We start from the raw sequence: 13,989 nt of genomic DNA, 5'->3' as shown, positions 1-13,989 counted from the left end.
GTACCCATCCGTCCCAGTCCGCGTCACGGCCGAGCGCCGGGCGCCGACCGCCGAGCACCACGTGCGCCGAATCCCCACCGAGCCCGGTACGGCATCGCGCCCACACCGCCTTCCGACCCGGCCCGTGTTCACGGCCGAGCGCCGAGCCCGCCGAGCACCGAGCCCGCCGAGCACCGAGCCCGCCGAGCACCGAGCCCGCCGAGCACCGCGTGCGCAAAGCACGGCGTGCCGCCGAACCCGCCCACACCTCACGTCACGGCACGTACCGCGCCTGTACCGCCTTCCGGTCCAGGCCTCCCTTTGCCGTGTACGGCAGCGCGGCCACCAGCTCCAGCCGGTCCGGTACCTCGAAGGGGGCCAGCCGGTCGCGGCAGTACCGCAGGATCTCCTCGCGCCCGATGCCGTCGACCTCGCGCACGACCACCGCGGCACCCACCCGCTGCCCGTACACCGCGTCGGGGACCGCGAACACGGCCGCCTCCGCGACCCCCGGGCACCCGGCGAGGATGTCCTCGACATGCTCGGGCGAGATCTTCTCCCCGCCCCGGTTGATGAGGTTCTTGATCCGCCCGGTCAGCGTCAGATACCCGTCCTCGTCCAGCGTCCCCAGATCACCCGTGCGCAGCCATCCCCCGACGAAGGTGCGCGCCGACTCGTCCCCGTCGGCCAGATAACTCCGGGCGACCGTGGGCCCCTGCACCCACACCTCGCCCTCCACGCCCGCCGGACACGCACGTCCGCCGCGGTCCACGACCCGCACCGCGACCCCGGTCGGCCGGCCCACCGACCCCTGCCGGAGCGGCCCCCGCTGCGGCAAGGGCTCGCTCGTCGCCTGGTGCGAGGACTCAGTCATGCCGTACGCGGACAGCAGCGGCGCGCCGAACGTGCGCTCCAGCGCCCGCTGTGTCGCCGTGTTCAGGGGCGCGCTGCAACTGCGGACGAACCTCAGCGGCGGCACCTGCGGACCCGGATACTCCCGCTCGGACCGGTCCAGAAGGATCTCGTGGATGGCCGGCACCGCCGTGAACCACGTGGCGCCCACGGTGCGCATGTCGTCCCAGAACGTGCCCGCCGAGAACCGCCCCCGCTCGGGCAGCAGCACACAGCCCCCGCTCGCCAGGGAGGACAGCAGCGCCGCGAACAGCCCGTGGCCGTGGAACAACGGCATCACCGCGACCGTCGCGTCACCGGGTCCCAACTCGTAGGTGCCACAGATGTTCCGGAGAGAGGCGGCCACATTGGCATGGGTCAGCGGGACCATCTTCGCCCGGTCGGTGGTCCCGGCGGTGAACAGCACGAGGGCGTCCCGTTCCGACAACTCACGTGAGCCGCCCATGACTTGAGGTACGGCGCACACGCCGGGTTCGAGCACCACCGCAGCCGTCCCCGCCCCGGACACGTCCACACGCAGCGGCCACGCGGGTACCGGGAGCGAGCCGACACCGGAGGCCGACGCGTCGAGCAGGACCGCCCGCGCTCCCAACGACGTGAGCCGTGACGAGAGGTGCGGCGCGGGCAGCGCCGGATCCAGCGGAGCCGCGACCAGCCCCGCCCGCGCCGCCCCGAGCAACCCGACCACGAACTCGGCCGTGTTGGCGCAGATCAGACCGACCGCGTCACCGCGGCCCAGCCCCGCGCCACCCAGCCGCGCAGCCATGTCGTCGGCCAGGGTCGCGAGGGCGCGGTACGACAGCTGCACCCGCTCACCGGTCACCACCAAGGCCCGGGCGTAAGGGCGTTCGCGCACCTGCCGGTCGAGCAGGTCGACGAGGCCCGTGACCTCCACAGGCCGGTACCGGTCCGCGTCACGCACGGATGCCGCGGCCGGAACGGCCATGACCCCACCCCCTCGCACAGCTCCGACGAAACATCCTCTGCGAGCGTGCGGTGGCACCCGGTGGACGTCCAATACCCGCTGGCGAACGGCCGATAGCAGCTGTCTATCAAGCCAGTCGCCAGGCCCCTGACCAGCCCTCGATAGACGCCGTTTATCGGCTGGTCGCCGATGGGTCTTGGACGCGGACGAGCGCGCTGCCGATGGTGAGAGAAGTAGCCGCTCCGGCAGGACCTGCCCAAGGAGGACCTCGGACCATGACCGCTCCCTCGACCCTGGAGACCGCGGCAGCAGCCGACGTTCCGACCGAGCTCACCGACGGGTACCACCTGGTCGTCGACGCGCTCAAGCTGAACGACGTCGACACGATCTACGGCGTGGTCGGCATCCCGATCACCGACCTGGCCCGGCTCGCCCAGGCGCAGGGCATCCGCTACATCGGCTTCCGCCACGAGAGCAACGCCGGTCACGCGGCCGCCATCGCCGGCTACCTCAACAAGAAGCCCGGCGTGGCCCTCACGGTCTCGGCCCCGGGCTTCCTCAACGGCCTGGTCGCGCTGGCGAACGCGACCACCAACTGCTTCCCGATGGTCCAGATCTCCGGCTCCAGCGAGCGCCACCTCGTCGACCTCAAACAGGGTGACTACGAGGAGATGGACCAACTCGCCGCCGCACAGCCCTTCGTGAAGGCCGCCTACCGGGTCAGCCGGGTCGAGGACATCGGCCGCGGCATCGCCCGCGCCCTGCGCACCGCGATCTCCGGGCGCCCCGGCGGCGTCTACCTCGACATCCCCGCCGCGGTGCTCGGCGCCATCATGCCCAAGGCGGAGGGCGACCGGACACTGAGCCGCCTGGTCGACCCCGCCCCGCGCCAGCTGCCGGCACCGGAGGCGGTGGACCGGGCGATCGAGCTCCTCGCCTCCGCCGAGCGCCCGCTGGTGGTGCTGGGCAAGGGAGCCGCGTACGCACAGGCCGACGCCAAGGTACGGCAGTTCATCGAGTCCACCGGCATCCCCTACGTACCGATGTCCATGGCGAAGGGCCTGCTGCCCGACGACCACCCCCAGTCGGCGGCCACCGCGCGTTCCCTGGCGCTGAAGAAGGCCGACGTCGTGATGCTGATCGGCGCCCGCCTCAACTGGCTCCTCGGGCACGGTCAGACAGGCTGGAACCCCGACGCCAAGTTCGTCCAGATCGACATCGACCCCAAGGAGATGGACAGCAACCAGCCCATCTCCGCCCCCCTCGTCGGGGACATCGAGTCGGTGCTCGACGCACTCGCCGAACGCACCAAGCCCGGGCAGATCACGGCCCCTTCGGCCTGGCGCGAGGAGCTCGGGGCGCGCTCGGCGCAGAACGTCGCCAAGATGGCCGAGCGGCTCGAAGCCGACCCGCACCCCATGCAGTTCATGGGCGCCCTGAAGGCCGTACGCGACGTCGTGCACACGCACCCGGAGACGTACATCGTCAACGAGGGCGCCAACGCCCTGGACATCGCGCGCAACGTCATCGACATGCACGTGCCGCGCCACCGCCTCGACAGCGGCACCTGGGGCGTCATGGGCATCGGCATGGGCTACGCCATCGCCGCCGCCGTCGAGAGCGGCGCCCCGGTCGTGGCCGTCGAGGGCGACAGCGCCTTCGGGTTCAGCGGCATCGAGATCGAGACGATCTGCCGGTACCGGCTGCCCGTCGTCACCGTGATCATGAACAACGGCGGTGTCTACCGCGGCGACGACACCAACCCGTACGACGACGCCCCCTCGCCCACGACCCTCATGTCGGCCGCCCGCCACGACCTGCTCATCGAGGCGTTCGGCGGCAAGGGCTACCGGGCCACCACACCCGCCGAGGTCACCGCCGCCCTCACCGAGGCTCTGGCGTCCGGCGGTCCGGCGCTCATCGACTGCGTGATCGACCCCTCGGCCGGCACCGAGAGCGGCCACATCTCGCACCTGAACCCCAAGGGCATCACCGTCGGCAACATCACGCCGGCCACCAAGTGACCACGTACCTTCACGAAAAGGAAGCACACATGAGTGAAAAGCCGCTCGCCGGAATCAAGGTGATCGACTTCACGGGGGTCCAGGCCGGTCCCGCCTGCACGCAGATGCTCGCCTGGTTCGGCGCCGACGTCCTGAAGGTGGAGCGCCCCAACGGCGGCGATGTGACACGCCGTCAGCTCAGGGACATCGAGGACCTGGACGCCCTCTACTTCACGATGCTCAACAGCAACAAGCGCTCCCTCGCCATCAACACCAAGACCGCCGAGGGCAAGGAGGTCCTGGAGAAGCTCATCAAGGACGCCGACGTCCTGGTGGAGAACTTCGCCCCGGGCGCCCTGGACCGCATGGGCTTCACCTGGGAGCGCATCCAGGAGCTCAACCCGCGCCTGATCTTCGGGTCGGTCAAGGGCTTCAACGACCAGTCGTCCTGGAACGACCTCAAGGTCTACGAGAACGTCGCCCAGTGCGCGGGCGGCGCCGCCTCCACCACCGGCTTCTGGGACGGGCCGCCCACCATCTCCGGCGCCGCCATCGGCGACACCAACACCGGGATGCACCTGGCGATCGGCATCCTCACCGCGATCATCGACCGCGGCAGGACCGGCCGGGGGCAGAAGGTGTCCGTCTCCATGCAGGACGCCGTGCTCAACCTCTGCCGCGTCAAGCTGCGCGACCAGCAGCGCCTGGAGCGGGTCGGCTACCTGGAGGAGTACCCGCAGTACCCGAACGGCGAGTTCACCGACGTGGTGCCGCGCGGCGGCAACGCGGGCGGCGGCGGCCAGCCCGGCTGGGTCCTCAAGTGCAAGGGCTGGGAGGACGACCCGAACGCGTACATCTACTTCACCGTCCAGGAGCAGAACTGGAAGCGCACCGCCGAGGTGATCGGCCGCCCCGAGTGGGCCGAGGACCCCGAGTACGCCACCGCGCGCGCCCGCCAGTCGCACATCTTCGAGATCTTCGAGGAGATCGAGAAGTGGCTCGCGGACAAGACGAAGTACGAGGCGGTGAACATCCTGCGCGAGTGGGAGGTGCCCTGCGCCCCGGTGATGAGCATGAAGGAGATCGCCTACGACGAGGACCTGCGCAGGAGCGGCACGGTCGTCGAGGTCGAGCAGAAGGGCCGCGGCACGTATCTGACGGTCGGCAGCCCGGTGAAGTTCTCCTCCTTCAAGCCGGAGGTCGTCGGCGCCCCGCTCCTCGGCGAGCACAGCTCCGAGGTCCTGGTGGAGCTGGGCTACGACGAGGAGACCATCGGCCGGCTGAAGGAGAGCGGGGTCATCGTCTGAGCGGCACAGTGAAGGGGCCGTGACCTGTGAGGTCACGGCCCCTTCACCATGGTCCGGCGCTGCTCAGACCGAAGCCTCGGCCCGGCGCCGCATCATTTCCCGCTCCCGCTCGCGCCGCGCGGTGACGTCCCGGATGACCGCGCCGCAGTAGGTGCTGCCGTCGGGGCGGGGCAGCAGCACGACGCTGAACTCGATGGACAGCTTGCGGCCGTCGGCGGCCAGCGCGGGCACGCTGAGCAGGTCCGCGTCGCCGTACTTGCTGGATCCCCGTTCCATGGCCGCGTCGAAGCCTTCCTGGTGCCGCTTGCGGTGCCTCTCGGGAATGATGACGTCCAGGCTGCGACCCGCCACGTCGGCCGCCGGGAAGCCGAAGATGCGCTCCGCCCCCCGGTTCCAGTAGCGGATCAGCCCTTCGCTGTCGATGATCACTATGCCGTCGGGTGCCTGGTCTGCCATGCCCAGCACCACCGCGGAATCCAGATCTTCCATGTCGCCTCCGAGCCGGAGTCATTGGTGGCAACAGTATACATGTTAATCGTATACAGAATACGACCACAGTGTCCCGGGGTACCGCCGGACGACGGAAACGCAGGTGAAGGGCACTCCCAAAGCTTGGTATTGTTGTGCGTGTCGCCGCGGGGAACACCCCCGCCCAGGCGGCAGACACCTCGTCCGGGTGGCGGAATGGCAGACGCGCTAGCTTGAGGTGCTAGTGCCCTTTATCGGGCGTGGGGGTTCAAGTCCCCCCTCGGACACCAGTAGAGACCCCACGTCATGTGGGGTCTTTCGCGTTGCCCGGCTACGGTGCGGGCGGCGAGCCCTGGAACGAACCGCCGGAGATGTCGCGCGCCTGAATGACGGGCCCGTGGAACGTCCCTCCGCTGATGTGGTTGCTCATGTCCGTGTCGGCCGTTCGCCGGGCCTGCTCCCACCAGTCCTCCAGGCCGCGGCGGAAATCGGCGTCCAGTGCCGCCCTGACGGCCAGCGCGGTGCTCAGCGCATGCGCCCGTGCGCCGTCCTCCGGTGTCCGCGCGAGGGCGACCAGTTCGGACTCGCCCGAACTCACCGAGGGTGCCTCTTCGGTGTCGGACTCCGTTCCGCCGTGACGGAACGGGCGTCGCACCAGCCTGACCAGACCGTCCCATGCCTGTCGCCCGGCCTCTCCGCCGAGTCCTCCGGCCCACGCTGCGAGCAGGGCCACCGATATGGGATCCATGGGGCGCACTCCTTGTCCTGGAAAGGTGGAGCAGGGGATGGTGCGGCGACAGGAAGCGCTTTCGTCGCCGCACCGAACTTACTCAGGCGCGAGAGGCCGCGGCGGTTACGCTCGAAGGGATGCAGATATTCGCGACGAACGCGAAGGTGGAGAAGCCGATGAGGACTGCGGCCGCGCCGCGGAGGGCGAACTTCAGGGTCTTGCTTTGGGGCATTCTTCTTCCTGCTCCAATTACTGGTCAGTAGGCATGCTGTTCTGCCTGCCTTGCAGGAAAGTGAATACATCCTTCGCCGCCGATCACGCAAATCGCGAGGCTTTCTCCCGTGAAGGACTGTTCGGTGAGTCCTCCGTCTGATAGGCGGCCTGTACCGAGAGCAGGCTTTCCCGCGCTCGTGCCGCTTCGTGTGCCGCCCCCACGCGGTCGGCCACCTCGACGGCCTCGGTGAGGTGTGCGACGGCCGAGGCCTGGCGGCCGAGCCGGTGTTCGGCGAGCCCCAGCGCGTGGAGCGCCTGCCCCTCCTCGTGGGCGGCACCCACGCTTCTGGCGAGGTCGAGAGCGTGCTGCTGGCGGGTGGTCGCCTCCCCGAAGCGTCCTGCCGTGTACAGGGCCTTGCCCATGGCGTGCAGGGTCTCCGAGGCGTTGCGACGGTCGCCGGACTTACGGAAGGTCGCGAGGGAATCGTTGAAGAGGTCCAGCATGAGGGTCAGGTCGTCGGGTGATTTCATCGTGCTGGCCAGATTCACCTGGGTAATGGCCCGCTCGGAGGGGACCCCCGTTTCCCTGAGCACTTCAAGGGCCTTCTCGAGCAGATGGCGTGCACGCTGTGGATCGCCCGTGCGGAGAAAAAGGTCGGAAAGATTATTGAGGACATGCGCGTACTCACGCCTGTCGCCGGCGCTCTGGAAGTCGGTGAGCGCCGTGTCGAAATATTGTCGGGACTCCTCGAAATTCCCCAGATACAGGTTGGTTATTCCGAGGTTGTTCCGTGCGCGGCCCAACTGCCACGGATCGCCTGACAAGAGCCGTTTCCGCAGGGTCTCCCGCTGGAATTCGAGCGCCTCGGAAAGCCGGCCGAGATTCCAGTGCAGTACGCCGAGCCGGTGCAGGGCCTCGGCCTCCGCTTCGGCCGCACCGAGTTCCCCGGCGTCGACGAGCGCCCGGCGCAGAGCGGTGTGAGCCTCCTCGTAGCGGCCCCCCTGGGACAGGCTGTTCCCGAGGTCGATCGACGCGTGGACCGCTCGGTGCCGTGTCCCGGTGCCCTGCCAGTACTCGACCGCGCCGGCGTGGGCGCGCTGGGCATCGGCGGAGTGGCCCTCGTCGTCGAGGAAGGCGGCCAGTGCGCTCGCGAGCAGGGCGGCCGGTTCCGCGCGCCCGCCCGCACGGCAGTGACGTTCGGCCGCCAGCAGCGCGGAGCACTCCGCAGCGAGCCACCTTCGAGCCGTGAAGGGATCTTCCCATGAAGGGAGTTGATACGGAGAGGAGGTGAGGGGACGGTCCAGTCGCAGACGCCGTGGGTAGATCATCCGGTCCGCCGCATCGGATGCCTGTACATAGAAATCGATCAGTCGGGCGACCGCCCGGTCGCGCGCCGGTTTCGGATCTTCGGACAGGGTGAGGGCGCGCGCGTATTCGCCGAGGAGATCATGCAAGGCGAAACGTTCGGGCGCGGGTTCCCTGACGAGATGAGCGTCAAGAAGGCCTTCCAGGGCGTCCTCCGCGGCGGTCACCGGAAGACCGGCCAGGGCCGCCACGCCGTACACGTCGATATCGGCTCCGAACCGCAGTCCCAGGAATCGGAAAACTGTTTGTTCCTCGATCTTGAGTGTGCGGTACGAGACGTCGAAAGCCCGGCCGATCTCTCCTCGGGTGCCGTCGCGGATTTCCTTCAACCGGCCCTGTCCGTGCGTGAGTCTGCGCAGGAGGTGGGCCGTCGTCCAGGAGGGGCGGGAGGCCAGCCGGCCCGCGACGAGCTCCACGGCCAGGGGCAGATGGCCGGCCAGCCGGACGATGTCCGCCACCTCGTTGTGCCGGTGGGTGCGCTCTTCTCCCGCCACGGTCCGGAACAGGGCGATGGCATCCCGCGGCGGAAGCACGTCCAGCTGGATCGAGCGGATGCCGGGCAGGCCCGTGAGCCTCCGGCGGCTGGTCACGATGATTATGGACTGTGAGGCACCCGGCAGGAGTGGGCGGAGCTGTTCGGGGCCGGCGACGTCGTCGAGGACGACGACGGCGCGGCGGTTGGCGAGCAGGCTGCGCCACAGTCCCACGAGGCCCTCCCGGTCGTGGGGGAGAGCGGAGGCGGGGACCCCGAAGGCGCGGATGAGTGCGGTGAGCGCGGCCTCGGGAGTGAGCGGAGACGACTCGAAGGCGTGAGTGCCCAGGTCGAGATGGACGGCACCGTCCGGAAAGTGCGGCGCCAAGCGCCTGGCGGCATGCAAGGCGATCAAGGTCTTGCCCACCCCGGCCATGCCCGACACACTCTGGAGCGCGATCACCGACGCCGCCGAGCCCGCGGTGGCGCTGCGCAGAATGGTGGCCAACTCCGCCTGTCTGCCGACCAGTTCGCCATGGCTGGGCAGTGTCTGCGGGGCGGACACCGCGGATTCTGCGCGGGGGAGCAGGGCCTGGACGGGGGCGCCGTCGAGGATGAGCCTCTGTAATCGGGTCAGTTCCTCGCCGGGATCCGCGCCGAGGTCCTCACGCAGACGGCGCCGTACGGAGTCGTAGACGCGCAGTGCGTCCGCCTGGCGCCCCAAGGCCGTAGGAGGCGGTCATCAGGCGGCCGGCGACCAGTTCGTCGGTGGGGCGCTCCGCGAGGAGGGCGGTGAGGTCGGGTACGAGGTCGGCGAAGTGACCGTTGCGCAGTTCGGCGGCGGTGCGGATCAGCTGTGTCGGCAGCCGTCGCTCCGTGAGCAGGCCGCGGATGTGCTCCGCCCACTGTCCGGGCAGTCCTGCCAGGGGCTCTCCGCGCCAGAGCTCCTCCGCCTCGGCCAGGAGCCGGAGGGCCTCGGTGTCGTTGCCGCCGTCGCTCAGCGAGCGGGCCTGGGCGGTCAGGCTCTGGAAGCGGTGGCAGTCCACGCGGTCGGCGTCGAGTTCGAGCGTGTAGGTGTGGGCCTGCTGGACGAGTCGTTCACCGGCGCCGATGAGGCGCAGGCGGCGACGGATCCGGGCGACGTAGGCGTGCAGGCTCGCGCCCGGCCGGCCGGGCGGGGCGTCGTCCCACAGCCGGTGGACCAGGGTGTCGAGGGAGACCGGTCGGCCCACGTTGTATGCGAGGGCTGCGAGCAGCAGGCGTTCCTTGGCCGAGCCGAGTGCGTCGACGTGTCCGGCTCCGCGCAGTTGGACCGGTCCGAGTACGCGAATCTCCCACTCCACCAGTGCCTCCGTCCAACGGCCGGCCTGTGCTCGGTGAAAGCAAGAGTCGCATGCGGTCAATAACTGTTCAAATAAGAACTCTAGTTGGACTTAATATTGGCCAATTCCTTCTGATCAGGCTGCTAACTGGACTTGATTGGTCTGGTTCAGGGACGTGACGGGTAGGACGCGGGTCACCGGCGCCGGACCGAGGGGGAAAGTCGCGCATGGACGACGTGACGGCCGCGGAATTGCCGGCCGCTCTGGCGGTGGCTCTGCGCCGCCCCGAGGTGCGGCGGGCGCTCGTCCGGCTCGTGGAGGAAGGGTTACCGCCCGCGCTCGCCGACTCGGTCCTGGACCGGATCGGCCAGTACGCCTCGGGCCCACGGGCCGGAGCGCAGGTGCGGGAGTTGGCCGACCTGCTGGTGCGACAGGCGGGCTCTCGGCCCGGCTTCACCGACGGGTTGGCCGCCTGGGTCGAGGCTGCTCTTGGTGCCGGAACCGTCGACCGGCACGACGATGTGGCCAACACCGTCGGCGCGTCGGCCACGGTGAGCGGCCCGGTGGTCCAAGCACGCGACATCACCGGCGGTGTGCACTTCCATCCGGCGCCCCGCCCACCGGCCGCAGCAGCTGATGTGTTGCCACGACAACTTCCGCCGGTCCCCAGCCACTTCACCAACCGGCACGACGAACTGGCTCGACTGGACCGTCTGGTAGGCAGCCCATGCGACAGCCCCGTGGTCGCCGTCGTGAGCGGCCCGGCCGGCGTCGGGAAGACCACCCTGGCAAGACGCTGGCTGCTGGCGCGGGCCGACTCCTTCCCCGACGGACAGCTGTACGCCGACCTGCGTGGCCACTCGCCCGACGGCCCCGCCCGCCCCGGCGAACTGCTCGGGCACCTCCTGCGCTCCCTCGGTCGCACGGAGGTGCCCGCGGAGCTGAACGAACGGGCCGCGCTGTGGCGTTCGGTCACCGCCGGCGCCCGGATCGCCCTCCTCCTCGACAACGCCCTCAGCGCCGCCCAGGTGCGTCCCCTGTTGCCCGGTTCGGTCGCCGCCGTCACCGCGGTGACCAGCCGGAACCGGCTGACCGGCCTCGGACTGGAGGGCGCCGTCTTCGTCCCCCTGAGCGTTCTGGCGACCCGGGACGCCGTGGAACTGCTCAGCCGCAGACTCGGCGCGGAGCGGGTACGCCGGGAACCCGAGGCCGCGCGGGCCATGGCGCGTGCCTGTGCGAACCTGCCGCTCGCCGTATGCGTGGCGGGCGCCCGCCTGGCGGCTCGGCCACGTCAGCCACTGGCGGCGATGGCGAGGGCACTGAGCGACGCAGAGGGAACCGGCCCGCTGGACGCGCTCCGAGTGGGAGGCGAGTCCGCCGTGCGCGCCGCGCTCCAGGAGTCGTACCGGGTTCTCGCTCCGGAACCGGCCGCCGCCTACCGCCGCCTGAGCCTCCTGCCGTTCACCGTGTTCACGCCTCCTGTCGCGGCAGCCGTCAGTGGCACGGGGCCCGACGAAGCAGACCGTCTTCTGGACGAACTCGCGGAGGCGAACCTGGTGGAGGACCTCGGACCGGATCCACGGACCGGGCTCGACCGTTACCGTTTCCATGACCTGCTTCGGGCGCACGCCCGGGAGTGCGCGGATGAGGCCGAGACGGAGAGGGACGTCTGCGGTGCCCTGCGCAGAGTCGTCGACTTCTATCTGTCGGCCGCCACGGCCGCCGAGACCCTGCTGACCCCCAGCCACCGCACCCTGAGCCGTGATTACGCCGGTCGGCCGGTTCCCCCGCCGTTCACCGACGCCCCCGGTGCGCTGTGCTGGCTCGACGCGGAACGCGATCACCTGATGGCCGTCCTGCGCACCGCCGCGGACCGCGGCTGGCATGCCTCCGCCTGGCAAATCGCCGACGCGATGTGGCCGCTTTGTCTGCGTCTGCGCCCCTATGAGCTCTGGATCGAGGCGCACGAGATCGGCCTCGCGGCGGCCCGCCGCGCGGATGACCGGGACGGCATCAGCCGCATGCTGACCTCGGGCGGCACCGGCCTGCGCAACGTGGGCCGTCTCGAGGAGGCCCTGTCATGGTTCCGGCAGGCACGGGAGCTGGCCCGTGAGGAGGTGGCCCGCCGCTCCGAGGGCGAGCCGCTGAAGGCGGCCCGCCGCAATGAGGCCCAGGCGCTCCACGGCCTGGGTCAGACCTACCGCCTCGCCGGGCGGCTGGCCGAGGCGGGCACCCACTTCGCCCGGGCCCTGGCTCTGCGGGAGGAGATCGGCTACCAGCGGGGCGCCGCCCTGACCCGGCTCAGCCTCGGCGACACGGCCCTGGCGGCCGGCCGGCCCGACGAAGCCGTACGGCAACTCGAGTGCGCCCGCACCGAGTTGACGGAGCTGAGCGATCCCTATGACGCCGCCCGGGCCTTGGCTCTGCTCGGCCGGGCGCTGGCCCGCCGCGACGGCACCCGGCACGAGGCCGCCGACCGCACGCTCCTGCGGGCCCTCGCCGAGTTCGAGGAGACCGGCTCGGTGCACTGGCAGGGGCATGTGCTGGAGATGCTGGGCGAGGCGGCCGAGGAGCGGGGCGACGTCGAGCGGGCCAGGGACTGGTACGCCCGGTCCCTGGCCCGCTACCTGCCGGTCAGCGACAGGGACCGGGACCGGCTGGAGAGGCGCCTGCGTGCCCTTGGCTGAGCCCGGGCTCCGGCCCAGCGGGCGTCGCCGTCTGGCCGGGCTCCGGCCCAGCGGGCGTCGCTGCCTGCCCGGGGGCGTCCCGGGCCACAGCGAGGAACCCGCCGCCAAGCCGGGGGACCAGCACCAGGACCGCGCCCGGATAGCGGCACAGCGTCAGCGCGGACAGCCGCAGCGCCGCCGCGACGGGCAGGGGCCGGGTGCCGTACAGCACGTCGGCGCACTCGCGCCACACCTCGGCCACACCACCGTCCAGGGAGACGGCGAGCAGGTCGTTCACGCCGGCACCTGGTTCCGGCCCGTGTCCCACAGTGCCGCCGGGAGCGGGACCACGGACAGCGACGGCTCGCGGGCCGGCTCGCCCAGTCCGAGCAGCCGGTACATGAGCCGACGGGTGTTGCGCCCCGCGCGTCCGGGCTCCGAGGAGATGCGGCGCGCGATCCGGTCGTACCCCGTGGCCGGACGAGCGGTACGGGCGTACGCGAGCTGTTCGGGCAGCGCGTCGGACGGAGTCAACGCCGGTGCCAACGCGGCAAGTTCGGCACCGGGCGAGGCCGGGTCGACGTCGTCCGCAGGGAACCGTGCGAGCAGGACCGCCGCCTGGGTGAGGGTGGAGTAGAGCGTCACGGATCCGTGGTCGCCCAGAACCCAGTCCGCGGCGATGATCAAGGAACGCCAGTCCGTGTCGGGCGGTACGACCGCGATGCCCCGCCGTTCGGCCGTCGCCAGCCAGGACCGCACCTGCCAGATGCCGTGCCAGGACCAGACGTTGGGGTGTACCAGGACGGCGATCCGGTACTCCGCCGCCGGGAGTTCGGTGAGCAGCCTGGGCAACAGGGCGTCGAGCCGGTTGAAGGCCGACCCGGTGCCCCAGGTGGAGGAGACCACCACCAGCTTCTGTCCGCGCCGCACACCCAGCGCGGCCCGGTACCGAGGGCGCAGCGGCAGACTCGTGACGATCCGGTCGTACGTCGCGTCGCCGACCACCTCGGCGACGGGCAGTGCCTCCGGGCAGCAGCGACGCAGCCTGGCCAGGTCGTCGTGGTGGGCCAGCGCCAGCGCCCGGGGGACCACTCGCCCGTCACGCATGAGATAGCGCCTGCCCAGCCCGCCCACGGTACGTGCCGCTCCCGGATCGCGGCCGTCGGCGATCCGCGACAGCTTCATGTGGCCCGCCCCGTGCGGCAGCCGCAACAGCGGGCCGCGCAACCCGTGCACCCCCTGGGAACCCGCGGCCAGCACCAGGTCGAACCGCATACGGAGCGCCTGCTCCCAGGGCAGCACGCTGCCGTCGGGCAGGGGCCCGGGGACGGCACGGGCGGCACCCGCGTTGAACGCGTGCGGCGCGATGGTGAAGTACACCTGCAGGCGCAGGTCGGCGGTGAGCAGAGGCAGCAGGTCCCCCAACCGCCGGCCGTACACCTCGGTGTGGACCACGACCAGGACACGCTTGCAGCCGGGCAGCGTCAGCCACTGGCCCCTGTCGTCCCCGGCGGTGACCGCGGCGGTTCTCGGTGTGTTCTCGGTGTCGTGCCTCATCGGTGCCCCCGTTGTCGAGTGATCGCGGATCGCGGATCGTTCGGTGCGGGGGTGCCCCCGCGCTGCGTC

At 70.7% G+C, this 13,989-nt stretch carries 11 protein-coding genes and 1 tRNA gene; 4 read left to right on the top strand and 8 right to left on the bottom strand.

Annotated elements, in window-relative coordinates; genetic code table 11:
* Window positions 1-253: 253 nt before the first annotated feature.
* The gene (locus ACFVYN_RS23165) at window positions 254-1,837 is read right to left on the bottom strand and encodes a FadD7 family fatty acid--CoA ligase (protein ID WP_390001415.1); all 1,584 of its coding nucleotides are present in this window, start codon (window positions 1,835-1,837) and stop codon (window positions 254-256) included.
* Between the two features lie 254 nt (window positions 1,838-2,091).
* Here ACFVYN_RS23165 and oxc point away from each other — a divergent pair, with 254 nt between their 5' ends.
* A complete protein-coding gene (gene oxc / locus ACFVYN_RS23160; RefSeq protein ID WP_390001413.1) occupies window positions 2,092-3,840 on the top strand; it encodes an oxalyl-CoA decarboxylase in 1,749 nt (582 codons plus the stop codon).
* 29 nt (window positions 3,841-3,869) lie between these two features.
* A complete protein-coding gene (gene frc, locus ACFVYN_RS23155) occupies window positions 3,870-5,126 on the top strand; it encodes a formyl-CoA transferase (RefSeq protein WP_355756092.1) in 1,257 nt (418 codons plus the stop codon).
* Window positions 5,127-5,189: 63 nt separating this feature from the next.
* Here the strand turns inward: frc and ACFVYN_RS23150 are convergent, their stop codons facing one another.
* Window positions 5,190-5,615 carry a PAS domain S-box protein gene (locus tag ACFVYN_RS23150; RefSeq protein ID WP_390001411.1) on the bottom strand — a complete coding sequence of 142 codons (426 nt, stop codon included), beginning with the start codon at window positions 5,613-5,615 and terminating at the stop codon, window positions 5,190-5,192.
* A gap of 181 nt (window positions 5,616-5,796) precedes the next feature.
* Between ACFVYN_RS23150 and ACFVYN_RS23145 the strand changes: the two genes are divergently transcribed.
* Window positions 5,797-5,884: transfer RNA gene (locus tag ACFVYN_RS23145), tRNA-Leu, on the top strand.
* A gap of 41 nt (window positions 5,885-5,925) precedes the next feature.
* Here the strand turns inward: ACFVYN_RS23145 and ACFVYN_RS23140 are convergent.
* The 4 genes from ACFVYN_RS23140 to ACFVYN_RS23125 form a co-directional block, all read right to left on the bottom strand.
* Complete coding sequence (locus ACFVYN_RS23140) at window positions 5,926-6,342, bottom strand: hypothetical protein (protein ID WP_390001409.1); 417 nt, start codon at window positions 6,340-6,342, stop codon at window positions 5,926-5,928.
* Window positions 6,343-6,424: 82 nt separating this feature from the next.
* Entirely contained in the window at window positions 6,425-6,556 is a 132-nt protein-coding gene (locus ACFVYN_RS23135) for a hypothetical protein (protein ID WP_390001407.1), read from the bottom strand.
* 83 nt (window positions 6,557-6,639) lie between these two features.
* Window positions 6,640-9,099: a tetratricopeptide repeat protein gene (locus tag ACFVYN_RS23130; RefSeq protein WP_390001406.1), complete on the bottom strand. Its 2,460-nt coding sequence runs from the start codon at window positions 9,097-9,099 to the stop codon at window positions 6,640-6,642.
* On the bottom strand, window positions 9,041-9,718 hold the full coding sequence (locus tag ACFVYN_RS23125) for a BTAD domain-containing putative transcriptional regulator (protein WP_390001404.1): 678 nt from the start codon (window positions 9,716-9,718) through the stop codon (window positions 9,041-9,043). The genes ACFVYN_RS23130 and ACFVYN_RS23125 overlap by 59 nt, the downstream gene beginning before the upstream one ends.
* A gap of 206 nt (window positions 9,719-9,924) precedes the next feature.
* Here ACFVYN_RS23125 and ACFVYN_RS23120 point away from each other — a divergent pair, with 206 nt between their 5' ends.
* On the top strand, window positions 9,925-12,384 hold the full coding sequence (locus ACFVYN_RS23120; protein ID WP_390001402.1) for an ATP-binding protein: 2,460 nt from the start codon (window positions 9,925-9,927) through the stop codon (window positions 12,382-12,384).
* Here the strand turns inward: ACFVYN_RS23120 and ACFVYN_RS23115 are convergent.
* Both ACFVYN_RS23115 and ACFVYN_RS23110 read right to left on the bottom strand, forming a co-directional pair.
* Entirely contained in the window at window positions 12,332-12,661 is a 330-nt protein-coding gene (locus ACFVYN_RS23115; RefSeq protein ID WP_390001400.1) for a hypothetical protein, read from the bottom strand. The two genes, ACFVYN_RS23120 and ACFVYN_RS23115, sit on opposite strands and share 53 nt — an antisense overlap.
* Window positions 12,658-13,920, bottom strand: a complete 1,263-nt coding sequence (locus ACFVYN_RS23110) for a hypothetical protein (RefSeq protein WP_390001399.1) — start codon at window positions 13,918-13,920, stop codon at window positions 12,658-12,660. Before ACFVYN_RS23110 ends, ACFVYN_RS23115 begins: the two co-directional genes overlap by 4 nt.
* Window positions 13,921-13,989 lie beyond the last annotated feature (69 nt).

Source organism: Streptomyces sp. NPDC058307 (assembly GCF_042880295.1).
Classification (GTDB): domain Bacteria; phylum Actinomycetota; class Actinomycetes; order Streptomycetales; family Streptomycetaceae; genus Streptomyces.
Note: the sequence above shows the minus strand (reverse complement) of the source record. Positions and strands in the feature narration are given on the sequence as shown.

What these genes read in the sequence shown, in the direction of transcription:
- ACFVYN_RS23120 (WP_390001402.1), top strand. Translation starts at nt 9,925, where the DNA reads ATGGACGACGTGACGGCCGCGGAATTGCCGGCCGCTCTGGCGGTGGCT.
- ACFVYN_RS23110 (WP_390001399.1), bottom strand. Translation starts at nt 13,920, where the DNA reads ATGAGGCACGACACCGAGAACACACCGAGAACCGCCGCGGTCACCGCC.
- oxc (WP_390001413.1), top strand. Translation starts at nt 2,092, where the DNA reads ATGACCGCTCCCTCGACCCTGGAGACCGCGGCAGCAGCCGACGTTCCG.
- ACFVYN_RS23135 (WP_390001407.1), bottom strand. Translation starts at nt 6,556, where the DNA reads ATGCCCCAAAGCAAGACCCTGAAGTTCGCCCTCCGCGGCGCGGCCGCA.
- ACFVYN_RS23165 (WP_390001415.1), bottom strand. Translation starts at nt 1,837, where the DNA reads ATGGCCGTTCCGGCCGCGGCATCCGTGCGTGACGCGGACCGGTACCGG.
- frc (WP_355756092.1), top strand. Translation starts at nt 3,870, where the DNA reads ATGAGTGAAAAGCCGCTCGCCGGAATCAAGGTGATCGACTTCACGGGG.
- ACFVYN_RS23140 (WP_390001409.1), bottom strand. Translation starts at nt 6,342, where the DNA reads ATGGATCCCATATCGGTGGCCCTGCTCGCAGCGTGGGCCGGAGGACTC.
- ACFVYN_RS23150 (WP_390001411.1), bottom strand. Translation starts at nt 5,615, where the DNA reads ATGGAAGATCTGGATTCCGCGGTGGTGCTGGGCATGGCAGACCAGGCA.